A 15802-nucleotide genomic window follows, 5' to 3' on the forward strand; every position below is an offset into this window, starting at 1 on the left:
GGCATTTTATACTTAATCATCAGGCAAGCTGCTAAGATCAGGACATGGATAAACAACGTGAACTAAAACGGACCAAACGTCTGGCGCTGTCGCTGCTGCTGCTGGCTGCCGCGACCTTTGTGGTTACCCTGTTTCTGCTGCCCAGCTTTTACGTCAGCGGCATCAAAGCCATCGCCGAAGCCGCAATGGTCGGCGCGCTGGCTGACTGGTTTGCGGTGGTGGCGCTGTTTCGCCGCGTACCGGTGCCGTTTATTGCCCGTCATACGGCGATCATCCCGCGCAATAAAGATCGCATTGGGGAGAATCTGGGCCGCTTTGTGCAGGAAAAGTTTCTGGATACCGATTCGCTGCTGAATCTGATCCGCCGTCACGATCCCTCGCAGATGCTGGCCACCTGGCTGAGCGCGCCCGGCAATGCCGATCGGATCGGTCGCCACCTGCTGCAGGTCATGCGCGGCTTTCTCGATCTGACCGATGACGCGCGCATCCAGCACTTCATGCGCCGCGCGGTGCATAAGGCGATCGACAAGGTGGATCTCAGCCAGAGCGGCGCGCTGATGCTGGAAAGCCTGACCAAAAATAACCGGCATCAGGAACTGCTGGATGCGGCGGTCGAGCAGTTGCTGCGGCTGCTGCATAAGCCCAGCACCCGGGAATTTATCGCCAGCCAGCTGGTGCGCTGGCTGAAGCGCGAGCACCCCATCAAGGCCAAAATGTTGCCGACAGAATGGCTGGGAGAGCACAGCGCAGAGCTGGTGGCCAACGCGGTGGATTCCCTGCTGGATGACGTGGCGCTGGATCAGGGCCACGAGCTGCGGCTGGGCTTTAATCGCGCGGTGGATCGCCTGATCGAAAAGCTGAAAAACGATCCCGAGATGGCCGAGCGCGCCGAGGTGATCAAAGGCTGGCTGAAAGACGATCCCACGCTGAACCGCTATATTGGCGAGCTGTGGGGCGATCTGCGCGACTGGCTGAAAACGGATCTCAACAGCGAGGCGTCAAAAGTGCAGGACAAGGTCCGTCAGGCGGCGCTGTGGCTGGGCGAAACCCTGGCCGCCGATGAAGGGCTGCGCAGCTCAATGAATCAGCATCTGGAAGACGCTGCCCGCAGCGTCGCGCCAGAATTCGCGGCGTTCCTGACGCGCCATATCAGCGACACGGTGAAAAGCTGGGATGCGCGCGATATGTCGCAGCAGATCGAGCTGAATATCGGTAAGGACCTGCAGTTTATCCGCATCAACGGCACGCTGGTGGGCGGCACCATCGGGCTGATTCTCTACCTGCTGTCGCAGATTCCGGCGGTGCTGCCGGTGGTGAAAGGCTGGCTGGCCTGACGTAACCGTTCTGCTTTTTCGAACCCTGTGATTAAAGGGAGGTGAATATCACCTCCCTCAGGTGCGGCCTGAACGTGATTTACCTGAAGGAGTTCACGATAATTTCAAGCAGTTGCAGTAGTGCAACCATGAGCTTAAGAAATACGCGAGCGATTTCTATCCATCTCATACGCTGGCTCCTGTGGTCAGGAGCACTTACAGCCTGCGACCCTTTCCGCTGCCTGTAACAGGCTGATTAGGTTGATAATGCATGATGTGCACCGCACGTAACCGTGCTGACGTAAACAAAAAACCTCGCCTCACCCGCGGGGTTTTTTGTTGCCTGTGGCTGACGTTAAACGGCGGCTAGGCCTTATCCAGCGCCGCCTGCGCCACGGCCATAAAGTGTTTAACCCTTTCCCGATCCACATCGTTCCACCAGACGCCGTCCACCTTGAGCGCGCTGGCGACAATCACGCCCTGGGTGCGGCCCAGGATCTGGCAGACATTGGCAGGCGTGACGCCCGACCCCACCAGCAGCGGTAAGCCGGTGGCGGCGCGGATCTCGTCGATTTCGTCCAGGGTGGCGCTGTCGCCGGTGCGCTGTCCGGTGGCGATCACGGCGTCCGCGTCAAAGAAGTCCACATCGCGCGTCAGTTCCTGAATGGAGCGGTCGGCCACTATCGCATGGCTGCCGTGTTTAACATGGCTGTCGGCAAACACCCGAATATGTTCGGCACGCAGCTGGCTGCGGTAGCGCAACGCTTTGGCGGCGGCCCCTTCGATAAAGCCTTCATTAGCGATGTAAGCATTCGCCCACTGGTTGACGCGGATAAAATCCGCCCCGCCCGCCAGCGCGGTGGCGAAGGCCGGCAGCGCCGCGTTCGCCAGCACGTTAATGCCCAGCGGCACGCCAAACCGTTCGCGCACTTTTTCCGTGATAACCGCCATCAGGGCTGAGGTTTCCGGGCCAATATCCTCGGGTTTTGAAAACGGAATATCGCCGTGGTTTTCAACAATCAGGCCATGAACGCCGCCGCAAATATAATTTTCCGCATCGCGCAGTGCACGCTCTGTTATCGCCCTGACTGATTTCCCCCGGTATTTAGGCGAGCCGGGAAACGGGTCACAGTGAATCACGCCAATGACCGCTTTGGGGCGGGAAAATATCGCTTGTATTGCATCATTTTTTTCTGCTGATATAGCAACCATCTTGTCTTTATCCTGTTCAGGGAAACACTATGCGTGTTTATGTGGCCGGAAATATCACTGTCGATGAAACCTGGAGCATTGCCGATATTCCGCTAAAAGGCGCATCGGTTCATGGAAATAAAGTTTCGCAGGATATCGGCGGTAAAGGCGCGAATCAGGCGATTCTGTTATCCCGCTGCGGCATAGAAACCCATTTAATTGCCGCAACGGGCAAAGACAGCAATGGAATAACTCTTCGCCAGCAGCTCACTCAGGAGCCGCTTTATTTTATGCCCGCTGAACCGGTTCATCCCTTTAGCGATACCTCGCTTATTCTCAACAGCGCCGACGGCGACAACGCCATTATTACCAGCACCGGGGCAGCCGATGCGTTGAGCATTGATATCATCAGTGCACATCTGGCCGCGGCACGCGCTGGCGATGTCCTGGTGCAGCAGGGCAACTTCTCGCCGGAGAAAACCCATGCGCTGTTCCAGCTGGCGAAGTCGCGTGGCCTGATCACCGTCTTTAACCCTTCGCCGGTCCATGCCGGGTTCAGTGCCTGCTGGCCGTTGGTGGATATTGCCGTAGTGAATCAGCACGAAGCCCGGCAGTTGCATCCTGAAGCGGTTAAAACGTTAGTGGTTACTCACGGTAGCGCGGGTGCCTGGCTGATTCAGGGCGACCGCCGCGAGTTTTGCCCTGCCACGCCCGTCGAGGCGCTGGATACCACCGGCGCGGGCGATACCTTTCTTGCCGTCATGCTGGCGTCGGCACTCAGGCGCCAGGTTCAGATTGATAAGTTAGCACTCACTCACGCCAGTCAGGCCGCCGCCATCACGGTGAGCCGTCGCGGCACGCTGAGTGCCTTCCCCTCCGTCAACGAACTCGCCGCACTGTTGAGTGCAGGCGGCGAGTCAGGCGTTACTTAAACATCGCGCGGTAGCTGTCCACGTTGGCTTTGGTGACGACCGTCGCCGGTACCAGAATGGTTTTCGACACGGTTTTGCCGGACGTCACCGCGTTCAGGGCTCTGACCGCCTCTTCACCCATTTTTTTCGGGTCCTGCTGCAGAACGGCAGTGACATAACCGTTATCGATACCGGTGATCGCCTTTGACGTCAGATCCCAGCCGAACACCTTGATGTCTTTCTGCCGCCCCTGGTTCTCTACGGCCGCAATCGCGCCCAGTAACGCCGGTTCACCAGTGGCATAGATGGCCGTCAGGTCCGGGTTGCCGGTGATCAGGTTCTCTGCTGCCGTCATCGCGGTGTCCTGCACGTTCTGGCCATCCACCACGTCCGCGACGGTAATGCCAGGATTGCTCTTAATGGTGTCTTCAAAGCCTTTCTGACGCTGGTTCTGCACGGCTGAGTTCAGCGCGCCCACAATGCCCAACCGCGCTTTGCCGCCCATATTTTTCGCCACGTAATCGACAAAATATTTGCCGATAATCTTACCGCCTTCCAGGTTATCCACGCCCACCTGCGCCGCCTGTGGGCCCGCCGGTAATACCGCATCAATCGCAATCACCGGTATTTTAGCGGCGGCCGCTTCTTTAATCGCAGGCATAATGCCGTTGACGTCAATCGCGTCCACCATAATGCCCTTCACGCCCTGCTGAATATAATTTTCGATCGCGTCGTTTTGCGATACGGGATTATCGTTGGCGTTGAAGATCACTAAATTTTTACCGCTGGCTTTCGCTGCCTCCTGTGCACCCTGATTCATCTGATTAAAGAACAGGGCCTGCTGGTTGATCTGTACCAGCGCATAAGTCGGTGCTGCATGAGCCAAAGTAAAAAACGAACCCGCTGCCAGTAAGCCCGTTGCCAGCGCAACAGAACGCAGTTTTCTGGTGTTAAATGCCATCATCTTAAAATTCCTCGTCGGGAATGTGCGATAACCAGTCGATCTCCGCATCGAAATGCAGAGGGATTATTGTTGGCGGGCAAATATCGTGTGAATGGCTTATTCAGCCTGAACCTGAATAACCGCGTTTCTGCTCACTGTCCATTATGGTGAACACCTGAAACGGGCTAAGCCGGTGTGGGAGTGACTCCCGGGTAATGCGGTAAACTGTCTCTACCATTCTCTTCCGCTCAGATTTTGTCAAGCGATTATTTTATCGCCAGGGGCGGCGCAAAAATACTGTATCCGGCGCGCGTAACTGTGTTACAGATAGCCGATTCTGGGCAAGATGGCTGTGGATATGATTAAAAAACGGGTGCTGTTATCCGACGTAGCGACGCTGGCCGGGCTGTCAAAAGCGACCGTATCCCGCTATATGAATCAAAGCATTATGCTGCCGCAGGACACCATTGACCGCATTGAAGCCGCCATTCGCCAGCTGGATTATCGCGGCAACAGCCTGGCGCGCCGCCTGAGCAAAGGCGGCAGTGAAACCTTAGGGCTGGTCCTGCCCGATATTACTAACCCTTTCTTCGCCGAACTGGCGGACGCGGCGGAAGAAGCCGCTTCGGCCTGTGGCTACAGCCTTGTGCTCTGCATCACCCGCAACCATCCCGGCAAAGAAAGCCAGTTTATCCGCTGGCTGGATACCTGCCAGGTGGATGGTCTGCTGTTTACCACCAACCACCCGGATAACGGGCTGCTGCGTAAGGAAATTAACCGTCACCAGCGTATTGTGCTGCTGGATGAAGATATTCCCGGCAGCAGAGTGCCAAAGGTGTTCGCCGATAACGTGCAGGGCGGGCGCATTGCTACCGAAAAGCTGATCGCCGCCGGTCATCGTCACATCGCGTTTGTTGGCGGGCCGGATGAACTGATGAGCGTGCGCGAACGCTATCAGGGCTTCTGCACCGCCATGGCGCAGGCGGGCCTGACCGTGCCGCCCGAATGGGTGATGTACGGCGAATACCAGCGTGAGTTTGGCGAACAGGCGCTTCAACACCTGTTCAGCCGGCCGCACCGCCCAACCGCCGTGTTTGCCGCCAGTGACTATCTGGTGCTGGGCTTGCTGGATGGCCTGCGCGCACGCGGGTTACAGGCTCCCGAGGCGCTGTCTCTGGTGGGATTTGACGACGCCACCTATGCCGATTTTACCCAACCCCGCATTTCCACCATCCGCCAGCCCGCCCGGGAACTGGGCCGCACGGCGGTTCACATTATGCTGCGCATCCTGAATGACGAGCCCGATATTCCTCCCGAAACCCGCCTTGCGGTGGAATGGGTGGCGCGCGATTCGATACGAATGTGTTAACAGCGTCCCAAAATGGCGCAAAAGCGCACAACTTTAGCGCAAATAACGCGCTTTTTAATTTCTGCGCGTTATAGTTAGTAAACCGGTTTACCAAAAGTTAACATTTAAACGTTTTTAAAAACAACGTGTTAAACCGGATGTGTAATGCCTGTGTTGCAGGCTGGCACGGATGCTGCAATGACGTATCTGGCAAGCAAATATCGTTACAGCGGTTGTTCAGAGATTATGTATGAAGGCTTTATCTGGCAGGTAAACCGGTTTACAAGGGCGTAAACCGTGCACGATAAAGTTTTTTATCTCTGTTCAGCTTTTCCCGTTAGTGGTGATGGGAGTTATCGAATGCAGCAATCACAAACTGCCCCGGCACGGGTAGAGATGGTGAATATAACCAAAACCTACGGCGCGATACGTTCCCTGCGCGGCGTGAACTTACAGCTGGCGCCCGGCGAAGTGCTGGGGCTGGTGGGCGATAACGGCGCAGGCAAGTCCACGCTGACCAAAGTGCTGTCTGGCGCGGTGGTGCCCACCAGCGGCACGATCCGCATTGACGGTGAAGAGCAGCAGTTCAGCAATCCGGCGGATTCTCGCCGCTGCCATATCGAAATGGTTTACCAGGACCTGTCGCTGTGCGACACCGTGGATGTGGCGGGCAACCTGTTTATGGGACGCGAGCCGATGAAATCGATCCTCGGCATTCCGTTTCTTGATGAAGAGAAAATGCACGCTGATGCGCGCGAGATGCTGAAAGGCCTGGGCATTTCCATTCCTGATACGCGTTTGCTGGTGCGCAATCTGTCCGGCGGACAGCGTCAGGCGATTGCCATTGCGCGCGCGGCCGCCTTCGATCCCAAAGTGCTGATCATGGATGAGCCCACCGCCGCGCTGGCCGTGGCTGAGGTGGAAGCGGTGCTGGAGCTGATTCGTCGGGTATCGGCGCGCGGCGTCAGCGTGATCCTGATTACCCATCGCCTGCAGGATCTGTTCCTGGTCTGCGATCGCATCATGGTGATGTACGAAGGCACCAACGTGGCAGACCGCCGGGTGGCGGACACCGATCTGGGCGAAATTGTGAATTTGATCGTGGGCGAAAAATTTGTCGCCCGCTCTGCGGCGACGCACTGAGCGAGGTAACAGGATGACTATTATGAATCTGAGCGGTTCCCGTATGGCCCAACACTCGTTGCCGCGTCGCCTGCTGCACAATCACTCTGGCGTGGTCAGCATCGCGCTGTTCTTTGTGTTCTGTTGCGTGGTGTTTTCGTTGATCACCGGCAACTTTCTCAGCAGTGCTAACTGGCTCAATATCATTCGCCAGAGCGCGCCTCTGCTGATCGTCGCTACGGCTATGACCCTGGTGATCACCACGGGCGGGATCGATCTTTCGGTGGGATCGACGCTGGCGCTGGTCGGTGCGCTGTCGGCTATTGCGCTGAACAACTGGGGGCTGCCCTGGCCGGTGGTGTTGCTGGGCGGCCTGCTGCTGGGCGCGCTGGTGGGCGCTATCAACGGCTTCTTTATCGCCTATGAGGGCATTCCGGCCTTTATCGTCACGCTTGCCACCTTAGCCGTGGTGCGCGGGGTCGCGCTGCTGATTACCCAGGGTTATTCCATTCCCATTCCTGCCGACAGCCTGTTTGCCTTTATGGGGCGCGCGAAAGTGCTGGGCGTGCCGATGCCGGCGCTGATCGGCATTGTGGTGCTGATTGTCGGCCATATCGTGCTTAATCATATGCGTTTTGGTCGCTATGTCACCGCGATTGGCGCGAATGCCGAAGGCGCGCGCCGCAGCGGGATTAACACCAAAGCCGTGACCATGAAGGTCTATATCATCAGCGGCATGGCTGCCGCGCTGGCGGGCATGATTATCACCGCCCGTCTTGGCAGCGGCTCCTCTAACCAGGGCGAAGGCTTTGAGTTACAGGTGATTGCGGCGGTGGTGCTGGGCAGTACCAGCCTGTTTGGCGGCTTCGGCACCATCATCGGCACATTGCTGGGCGCGCTGTCGATTGCCATTATTCAGAACGGCCTGATTTTGTCGCACATCTCTCCTTTTTACACGCAGATCGCGACAGGTACGATTATTTTGCTGGCGATCTGGCTGAATACCCGCATTCTCAACCCGACCCGCGCGGCGGCAAAAGGATAGCCAATGAAACACTCTATTTTTCGGCATCCGGATCCCCTACCGCTCGGCATCAACAGCGGCTATGTCATGACGGTGCTGGGGCCGCTGCCGGTCAGTGAGATGGGCGTGACGCTGATGCATGAACACATTCTGCTGGATGCGTCCGGCAAGTGGGTGCCGCCCTGCTGCTGTGGCGATCGCCATTTAGCGGAAATGCCGGTGAGTATGGAAAACCTGGGCGAACTATCGCTTAACCCGTTAATCAGCCGCGATAATTGCCAGCTGTTCGATGTGGATCTGGCGGTTGAGGAGCTGATGAAGTTCCGTGCTCTCGGCGGTGACACGGTTGTCGATCCTACCAATATCGGCATCGGTCGGGATCCCAAAGCATTGCAGCGCATCGCCCGCCTGACCGGGCTGAACATCATCATGAGCACCGGCCTGTACCTGGAGCCTTCGCATCCGGAATGGGTGAAAACGATTAGCGTCGAGGCGTTAGCTGACAAGCTGATTTACGACCTTGGCGGCCGGGAAGAAAAACCCGAAGTACTCGCCGGGTTGATCGGTGAGATCGGCGTGTCCAGCCGCTTTACCGCCAGCGAGGAAAAATCCCTGCGGGCGGCGGGCCGGGCCAGTGCAGCAACCCGGGTGCCGATTGAGGTGCATCTGCCCGGCTGGGAGCGGCTGGGGCACAAGGTGCTGGATATTCTTGAACACGAAGGGGCCGATCTGCGCCACGTGGTGCTGTGCCACATGAATCCCAGCTTTGCCGACAAGCGCTATCAGCGTGAGCTGGCCCAGCGCGGTGCGTTTCTGGAATACGACATGATCGGCATGAGCTATTACTACGCCGACGAGTCCGCGCAGTCACCGTCCGACGAAGAGAACGCTCGCGCCATCCGCGAACTGATCGATGACGGCTTTATTGAGCAGATTTTGCTGTCCCAGGACGTGTTCCTGAAAACCATGCTGACCCGCTACGGCGGCCACGGCTATGGCTACATCCTTAAACATTTTGTTCCGCGCCTGAAACGCCACGGCGTCAGCGGCGAACAACTTGAAACCTTACTGATTGCTAACCCACAGCGCGTTTTTGGTGGGTAAGGGAGAACCGTAATGCAGAAGAAAATTTTACTGGTCGGGGAATCCTGGACCAGCACGTCCGTTCACGTTAAAGGCTTCGATCAGTTTGCCACCGCCACCTGGCACAATGGTGCAACCGACTTTATGGCGGCGCTGGCCGACAGCGACTATGCCATCACCTATATGCCCGCGCACGCGGCGGCGACCGAATTTCCGCTGACGCTGGCCGGGCTGCAAGCGTGGGACGCGATCATTCTGTCGGATATCGGCGCGAACACGTTGCTGCTGCATCCGGATACCTGGCTGAAGAGCCAGCGCACGGCGAACCGTCTGACGCTGATCCACGACTATGTGGCGGCGGGCGGTGCCTTGATGATGATCGGCGGCTACTTCAGTTTTCAGGGCATCAACGGCGGCGCGCGCTATCGCAACACGGCGGTCGAGAAAGTGCTGCCGGTACGCTGCCTGGCCTGGGACGACCGCATCGAAACGCCCGAAGGTTCTTATCCGAGCGTCACCGAATCCCACACGCTGTTTACCGACATGCCCGACGAATGGCCGTGGTTACTGGGCTATAACGAAGTGGAAATGCACCCTGAAGGCAAACTGCTGGCAACCATTGCCGGCACCGCGCATCCGTTGCTGGCGGTGCGCGAATATCAGCAGGGCCGCTCGCTGGTGTGGACCAGCGATATGTCTGCCCACTGGTTGCCGCAGGAATTTGCCCAGTGGCAGGGTTATCGCCAGCTGTGGATCAACTGTCTTGACTGGTTAACGGTTCGTCACTGATGGCCCTCACCCGCACGGCGGATCTGGCGTTACAGCTGATCCGCTTTGATACCCTCAATCCACCGGGTAACGAAGCCGCCTGCATGATGTTTTTTGCCGGCTGGCTGGAGGAAAACGGCTTCGAGGTCACGCTGTCATCCTTCGGCGAGGGACGCCATAACCTGATAGCCCGCCTGCGCGGCGAGCAGGCCGGACCTGCGCTGGCCTTTACCGGCCATCTGGATACGGTGCCGCTCGGTAACGCCGACTGGCAACACGATCCCTTTGGCGATATCGTGGACGATCGGCTCTATGGCCGGGGATCGAGCGATATGAAAGCGGCCGTTGCCGCCTTTGCCGTGGCCTGCGTTACGCACCAGCAGGCCATTCGCCAGGGGCCGGGCGTGGTGCTGCTGATTACCGGCGGTGAGGAAACCGGCTGCGACGGCGCGCGGGCGCTGATCGATACCGCTGATCTGCCCGAGGTGGGCGCGCTGATCGTTGGCGAACCCACCGCGAACTATCCGGTTATCGGCCACAAAGGCGCACTGTGGCTGCGCTGTGAAACACGCGGTAAAACCGCGCACGGCGCGATGCCGGAGCTGGGCATCAATGCGATCTACCTGGCCGCCGATGCGCTGGGTAAAATTCAGCATTTCTCCCCCGGCGCGCCGCATCCGTTGATGAAACAGCCCACGATCAACGTCGGGCGCATCACAGGCGGCCTGAACATTAACTCCGTGCCTGACCGCACGCAGTTTGACGTGGATATTCGTAGCGCGCCCAATCTTCAGCACGCCACCATCCGTCAGCAGCTCAGCACCTTACTGGGCGAAAGTGTGACGATATCTACGCTGGTGGACCTGCCCGCGGTACTCAGTGAAGGCGATCACGCATGGATTCAGGCGGTTTATCAACGATGCCAGCCATTGCATGATGCGCCCCTGGTGCCGCGCATTGTGCCCTACTTTACCGATGCTTCACTGCTGTTGCCCGCGCTGGGCAATCCGCCCTGCATAATTCTGGGCCCTGGCGAGCCGTCGATGGCGCATCAGACCGACGAATATTGCCTGCTGAGCAGGTTAGCGGAAGCCGAGGCGCTGTATGGCGCGTTGATTTGTGACGGGGTGCGATGATCTACGATCGGATGCTCTTCTGAAAGGATGGTATGCTCATTGCGCCGCTGCGGCAGAGGTAAGCGCATCGGCGTGGCCTCGCACTGCCGCCCATCCTGATATCAGATAAAAGGCGCCATTATGAACGGACCCGCTCCCACCGATCCCCATCCTCTGGCTGGCTTTCCGCAGGTATGTTTTATCAAGAACACCGTCCGCAATCCCAATATTATCGTGGGTGATTACACCTATTATGATGACCCGCTGGACGCGGAAAACTTCGAGCGTAACGTGCTTTACCATTATCCCTTCATCGGCGATAAGCTGATTATTGGCAAGTTTTGCGCCATTGCCAAAGGTGCGCAATTCATAATGAACGGCGCCAATCACAAAATGTCCGGCATCTCGACCTACCCGTTTCAAATCTTTGGCAATGGCTGGGAAAAGGTGATGCCGGGCGAAGGCGATCTGCCCTACAAGGGCGACACGGTGATCGGCAACGATGTGTGGATAGGCTATGAGGCGCTAATCATGCCCGGCGTTCACGTCGGCAACGGCGCGATTATCGCTTCACGTTCCGTCGTCACCTCGGACGTGCCAGCCTACACGGTCGTCGGCGGTAATCCCGCGAAGCCCGTCCGTGCCCGCTTTGCCCCAGAGGTCGTGGCCCAACTGGAGTCGCTGGCGTGGTGGGACCAATCACCGGCATGGATTACTGCGCACCTTGGGCAGATTGTGTCGGGAGACGTGGAGGCGCTGCTGGCGTGCCAAAAGTAGCCTCGGGAATCAGTCCGTTGTGCTGCGGTGCAGACCAAATGTCTGATTAATGGCATCAACAAAACTGCGAATTTTCACCGTCTGACGTCGACCTGCGGGGATTAACATATTCATTGGCCGCGCAGGTCCATCGTATTCCGGCAAAATCTGTATAAGCCGGCCTTTTTCGATCTCTTCATTCAGCACATCGGCCGGGCCGAGCGTCACACCATGTCCTTCCAGTGCTGCGTGCAACAGCGCCTTCCAGTCATTAGAACGGAAGCGGCCCTGTGGTTTTACTTCCTCAACCCTGCCAGCGCGTTGAAAATGCCAACGACAAGGCATGGACGGTGACCAGATGCCATACACCAAACACACGTGATCCATCAGGTCTGCGGGCGTTGCGGGCATGCCCATTCGTGCCAGATAGGTGGGCGAAGCGCAGGCAATCAACCGATAAGGCTTAAGCGGATACGCAACTAATGAACTGTCCGTTAATTCACCAATACGAATCACTACTTCGTACCCTTCTTCAAACGGCTCAACTAAGCGGTCGCTAAGTTCCAGGTCAACCTGAATTTCCGTATAGCGTGCCAGATAACGGGTAATAAAAGGTGCCAGAGTGAACGCACCGAAGGTCAGGGGCGCGCTCACCTTTAGTATGCCTGAAGGTGTGCTTTTCATCTCCATGGCAATCGCGTCGGCCTCTTCCGCCTCTGCCAGAACAACCTTGCAGCGTTCGTAATAATTACGGCCAACATCCGTCAGACTTTGCCGCCGCGTCGTGCGGTTCAGCAGCACCGTGCCCAGTCGCGTTTCCAGGCTGGCGATATGTTTTGCCACCATTTGAGGTGAGAGTCGAAGCTGCTCGGCTGCCGCAGCAAAGGAGCCAACCTCTGCGGCTTTGACAAAAACATTCATGCTGGTAAGCCTGTCCATCATTCCCTCCTTTTTGTTGTTTATCTTGCTCTTAACTGCGTATTTATCAACCAAATATTTTTAATTAACGTGATTGTTATCGACAATACTGGAGGACGACATAATGAAAATCGGCATTATTGGTGCAGGGTTTGTTGGACGAGCGGTCGCCAGACTGGCAACCCAGGCGGGCCATCAGGTAATGTTAAGTAACTCTCGCGGACCGCAGACGTTATTTAGCCTGAAACCTATGATTGGCTGCGAAGCTGGCACCGTAGAGGAAGCGGCGGACTTTAGCGACATGGTGGTGATTGCCGTGCCACTTAACGCTGTGGCACAGCTTCCATCATCACGACTAAAAAATAAGCTAATAATTGATGCGGTAAACTACTATCCCGAGCGCGATGGACAGATTGCAGAACTGGATAACGGTACGCTAACCACTAGCGAAAGACTGGCCCAGCAGTTCCCTGACGCGATCGTCGTAAAAGCGTTTAATGCCATTCAGATGACCGACCTGGAGGTTCAGGGGCTGCCTGCAGGCGATTCGAACCGACGTGCACTGCCGTTGGCAGGGGATGATGAGCAGGCTAAAAAGCGTGTCGCTACATTATACGACACGTTTGGCTTCGATCCGGTCGATGTGGGGCCGTTAGCTGAAGGCTGGCGTTTCGAACGCGGGACGCCAGTATATTGCGTACGCATGACACGCGCTCAACTGAAGGCCGCGCTGGCAGGCACTTCCCGTCGCTAAAACAGGTTGAGGGCGACAGGGCACCGCACCTTATGTCTGTGACAGACATCCTTAGCCTGAAATAACGTTTTATTGTCTGCCCGCCCATAAAAAAAGGCCGCATCGCGCGGCCTTTCTGACTGTCAGCGTTTATCGCCGTTTTATCAGCATAAACAGACTGATGGCAAAGAAGGCAAAGCTGGGCAGTATTGCGCCGAAAATCGGCGGCAGACCATAAACCAGGCTGAGCGGGCCAAAAATCTGATCCAGTACGTAGAACAGGAAGCCGAAGCTGATCCCGGTGACCACGCGCACGCCCATGGATACGCTACGCAGCGGACCAAAGATAAACGACAGCGCCATCAGCATCATGACCGCTACGGACAGCGGCTGGAAGATTTTGCTCCACATGTTCAGCCGGTAACGGCCAGACTCCTGACCACTCTGCTTCAGGTATTTGCTGTAATCGTAGAGGCCGGTAATCGACAACGCATCCGGATCCAGCGCCACAACGCCCAGTTTGTCTGGGGTCAGGCTGGTTTTCCACTCGCCAGTCAGGCTTTGTGAGCCGGTGATTTGTTTCGGATCGGTCAGATTCGATTCGTCCACCTGAGACAGCACCCACAACTTCTTGTCTTTATTCCATTTCGCCGTTGCAGCATAGCGGACGCTCTGTAAACGGCGATCGTCAGTGAAGTTGTAAATGCTGACGCCGTCAATTTCATCGTCGCCTTTAACACGTTCAATGTAGATGAAATTGTTGCCGTCTTTGGCCCACAAACCGCTCTGCGTCGACACCAGCGCGCCACCATAGAGCTGCTGCGCACGGAAGTTACGCGCCATCTGCTCGCCCTGAGGGGCGACAAACTCGCCGATAGCCATGGTCAGCAGCACCAGCGGAATCGCCGTTTTCATCACCGACAGGGCCACCTGCATGCGGGTAAAGCCCGCCGCCTGCATGACCACCAGTTCACTACGCTGCGCCAGCGTTCCCAGCCCCAGCAATGCACCTAACAGGGCCGCCATTGGGAAGAAGATTTCGATGTCTTTTGGCACACTCAGCAAGGTGTAATAACCTGCATCCAGCGCGCTGTAGGCACCCTGTCCGGTTTTACGCAGCTGATCGACGAACTTGATAATGCCGGACAGCGAGACCAGCATAAACAGCGTCATCAGGATGGTATTAAATATCGTTTTACCGATATAACGATCGAGAACGCGAAACATCAGACCGATCCTCCGCGTGTAAAGCGCGCACGAATTCGACGCATCGGCACGGTATCCCACAGGTTAAGCACGATCGCTAACGCCAGATAACTAATATTCACCACCCACATCCAGATAGCCGGATCGAGGCGGCCTTTCGCCCCGCTTGAGCGCAGCGAACTCTGCAGCAGGAAGAAAATCAGGTACAGCAGCATCGCGGGCAGCATCGAGAGCACGCGTCCCTGACGCGGGTTGACCACGCTGAGCGGCACCACCATCAAGGCCATGACCAGCACGGCAAAGACCAGCGTAATACGCCAGTGAAGCTCAGCCCTGAATTCAGGCGTTTTGTTCGATAACAGCGTAGCAAACGTGGCCTGGTCTACATCGTTAGGATCCAGCGTAGCCTGCTTATAACCTACGTAAGCCTGGTAGTTAGTGAAGTCGGTGATGCGGAAATCACGCAGCAACGCCGTTCCCTCAAATCGGGTCCCTTTATCCAGGGTCACAATCTGTGAGCCGTCTTTCTTCTGTTCCATGTGCCCGCTGTCGGCCAGCACCACGGAAGGCCGCGCATTCCCTTTTGGCCGCAGCTGGGCCAGGAAGACGTGACCAAACTGATTGCCTTTGACGTTCTCAAGGAACAGCACGGCGCTACCGTCGCTGGAGGTCTGGAACTGTCCCGCAGCAAGAGCAGCCGCACTGGGGTTCGCTTTGGCGTTTTGGGTAACCTGTTCCTGATAGCGCGACGACCAGGGACCAAGCCAGATGACGTTAACCGCCGCCACCACCGAGGTGAACAGCATCAGCACCATCGCCGCTTTGACCAGCACCGCTTTACTCAGGCCGCAGGCATGCATAACGGTAATTTCACTTTCCGTATACAGCCGCCCGAGCGTCATTAAAATCGCCAGAAACAGGCTTAGGGGCAAAATAAGTTGTGCCATTTCAGGCACGCCGAGTCCTAACAGCGTCAGAACAAGGTTTGTCGGCACTTCGCCATCCACCGCAGCCCCTAAAATCCTCACCAACTTCTGACAGAAGAAGATCAACAGCAGGATAAACAGGATAGCCAGCTGGCTTTTGAGCGTTTCCCGAACCAGATATCTAATAATGATCACGCTTAATACGCCTGTGAAAACTTGTCTTTTTGCAGGAAAATCGCTAATTTCAACGCTTATTAGCCATTTTTCTTCATAAATGGCCGTCGTCGACGCTAGAAATGTATGGTAATCGCGTTTGGGTGATGAAAAAACAACATCTTGTCACCCTGATCCATTATGACCTCCAGCAGCATGTGTCTTAATGCTTCGCTTAATAAATGGGTCACGAATGCGCTACATTCTAGCGGCAGCAGCGGCCGTTGTCTTT

At 56.7% G+C, this 15802-nt stretch carries 15 protein-coding genes; 10 read left to right on the plus strand and 5 right to left on the minus strand.

The annotated features are described in order from the left end of the window. Positions 1 to 44 precede the first annotated feature (44 nt). Positions 45 to 1334, plus strand: a complete 1290-nt coding sequence (locus ACPXSQ_RS15980) for a DUF445 domain-containing protein (protein WP_426144150.1) — start codon at positions 45 to 47, stop codon at positions 1332 to 1334. Between the two features lie 345 nt (positions 1335 to 1679). On the opposite strand, the gene ACPXSQ_RS15985 is transcribed toward ACPXSQ_RS15980, so the two are convergent. Beyond that, the gene (locus tag ACPXSQ_RS15985) at positions 1680 to 2525 is read right to left on the minus strand and encodes a BtpA/SgcQ family protein (protein ID WP_426144151.1); all 846 of its coding nucleotides are present in this window, start codon (positions 2523 to 2525) and stop codon (positions 1680 to 1682) included. Positions 2526 to 2554: 29 nt separating this feature from the next. Here ACPXSQ_RS15985 and ACPXSQ_RS15990 point away from each other — a divergent pair, with 29 nt between their 5' ends. Then, positions 2555 to 3436 (plus strand): ribokinase, encoded by an 882-nt coding sequence (locus ACPXSQ_RS15990; RefSeq protein ID WP_072136361.1) that lies wholly within the window; start codon positions 2555 to 2557, stop codon positions 3434 to 3436. Here ACPXSQ_RS15990 and ACPXSQ_RS15995 read toward each other — a convergent pair. Next, entirely contained in the window at positions 3429 to 4379 is a 951-nt protein-coding gene (locus ACPXSQ_RS15995; RefSeq protein WP_072137772.1) for an ABC transporter substrate-binding protein, read from the minus strand. The two genes, ACPXSQ_RS15990 and ACPXSQ_RS15995, sit on opposite strands and share 8 nt — an antisense overlap. Before the next feature lie 325 nt (positions 4380 to 4704). Between ACPXSQ_RS15995 and ACPXSQ_RS16000 the strand changes: the two genes are divergently transcribed. From ACPXSQ_RS16000 to ACPXSQ_RS16030, 7 genes are all read left to right on the plus strand, one after another. After that, the gene (locus ACPXSQ_RS16000) at positions 4705 to 5727 is read left to right on the plus strand and encodes a LacI family DNA-binding transcriptional regulator (protein ID WP_019106724.1); all 1023 of its coding nucleotides are present in this window, start codon (positions 4705 to 4707) and stop codon (positions 5725 to 5727) included. A gap of 375 nt (positions 5728 to 6102) precedes the next feature. Further along, positions 6103 to 6849, plus strand: coding sequence for an ATP-binding cassette domain-containing protein (locus ACPXSQ_RS16005; RefSeq protein WP_020693768.1), 747 nt, complete (start codon positions 6103 to 6105; stop codon positions 6847 to 6849). 22 nt (positions 6850 to 6871) lie between these two features. Further along, entirely contained in the window at positions 6872 to 7873 is a 1002-nt protein-coding gene (locus ACPXSQ_RS16010; protein ID WP_026021094.1) for an ABC transporter permease, read from the plus strand. Positions 7874 to 7876: 3 nt separating this feature from the next. Then, positions 7877 to 8956: a phosphotriesterase family protein gene (locus ACPXSQ_RS16015; protein ID WP_072138521.1), complete on the plus strand. Its 1080-nt coding sequence runs from the start codon at positions 7877 to 7879 to the stop codon at positions 8954 to 8956. A 12-nt stretch (positions 8957 to 8968) separates the two neighbouring features. Further along, positions 8969 to 9724 carry a glutamine amidotransferase gene (locus ACPXSQ_RS16020; protein WP_013024399.1) on the plus strand — a complete coding sequence of 252 codons (756 nt, stop codon included), beginning with the start codon at positions 8969 to 8971 and terminating at the stop codon, positions 9722 to 9724. Continuing rightward, entirely contained in the window at positions 9724 to 10839 is a 1116-nt protein-coding gene (locus tag ACPXSQ_RS16025) for a M20 family metallopeptidase (RefSeq protein WP_426144152.1), read from the plus strand. Before ACPXSQ_RS16020 ends, ACPXSQ_RS16025 begins: the two co-directional genes overlap by 1 nt. A 120-nt stretch (positions 10840 to 10959) precedes the next feature. Beyond that, a complete protein-coding gene (locus ACPXSQ_RS16030; RefSeq protein ID WP_426144153.1) occupies positions 10960 to 11595 on the plus strand; it encodes a Vat family streptogramin A O-acetyltransferase in 636 nt (211 codons plus the stop codon). Between the two features lie 9 nt (positions 11596 to 11604). Here ACPXSQ_RS16030 and ACPXSQ_RS16035 read toward each other — a convergent pair whose 3' ends face one another. Then, on the minus strand, positions 11605 to 12513 hold the full coding sequence (locus tag ACPXSQ_RS16035) for a LysR family transcriptional regulator (protein WP_042677143.1): 909 nt from the start codon (positions 12511 to 12513) through the stop codon (positions 11605 to 11607). A gap of 103 nt (positions 12514 to 12616) precedes the next feature. Here ACPXSQ_RS16035 and ACPXSQ_RS16040 point away from each other — a divergent pair, with 103 nt between their 5' ends. Further along, on the plus strand, positions 12617 to 13246 hold the full coding sequence (locus ACPXSQ_RS16040) for an NADPH-dependent F420 reductase (protein WP_116584801.1): 630 nt from the start codon (positions 12617 to 12619) through the stop codon (positions 13244 to 13246). Between the two features lie 129 nt (positions 13247 to 13375). Here ACPXSQ_RS16040 and lptG read toward each other — a convergent pair whose 3' ends face one another. Continuing rightward, complete coding sequence (gene lptG, locus ACPXSQ_RS16045; RefSeq protein WP_014595186.1) at positions 13376 to 14452, minus strand: LPS export ABC transporter permease LptG; 1077 nt, start codon at positions 14450 to 14452, stop codon at positions 13376 to 13378. Beyond that, positions 14452 to 15552 carry an LPS export ABC transporter permease LptF gene (lptF, locus tag ACPXSQ_RS16050; RefSeq protein WP_105091692.1) on the minus strand — a complete coding sequence of 367 codons (1101 nt, stop codon included), beginning with the start codon at positions 15550 to 15552 and terminating at the stop codon, positions 14452 to 14454. The genes lptG and lptF overlap by 1 nt, the downstream gene beginning before the upstream one ends. Between the last annotated feature and the right edge of the window lie 250 nt (positions 15553 to 15802).

This window comes from Pantoea sp. EEL5 (assembly GCF_049892805.1).
In the GTDB taxonomy this organism is placed as follows: Bacteria; Pseudomonadota; Gammaproteobacteria; order Enterobacterales; family Enterobacteriaceae; genus Pantoea; species Pantoea ananatis.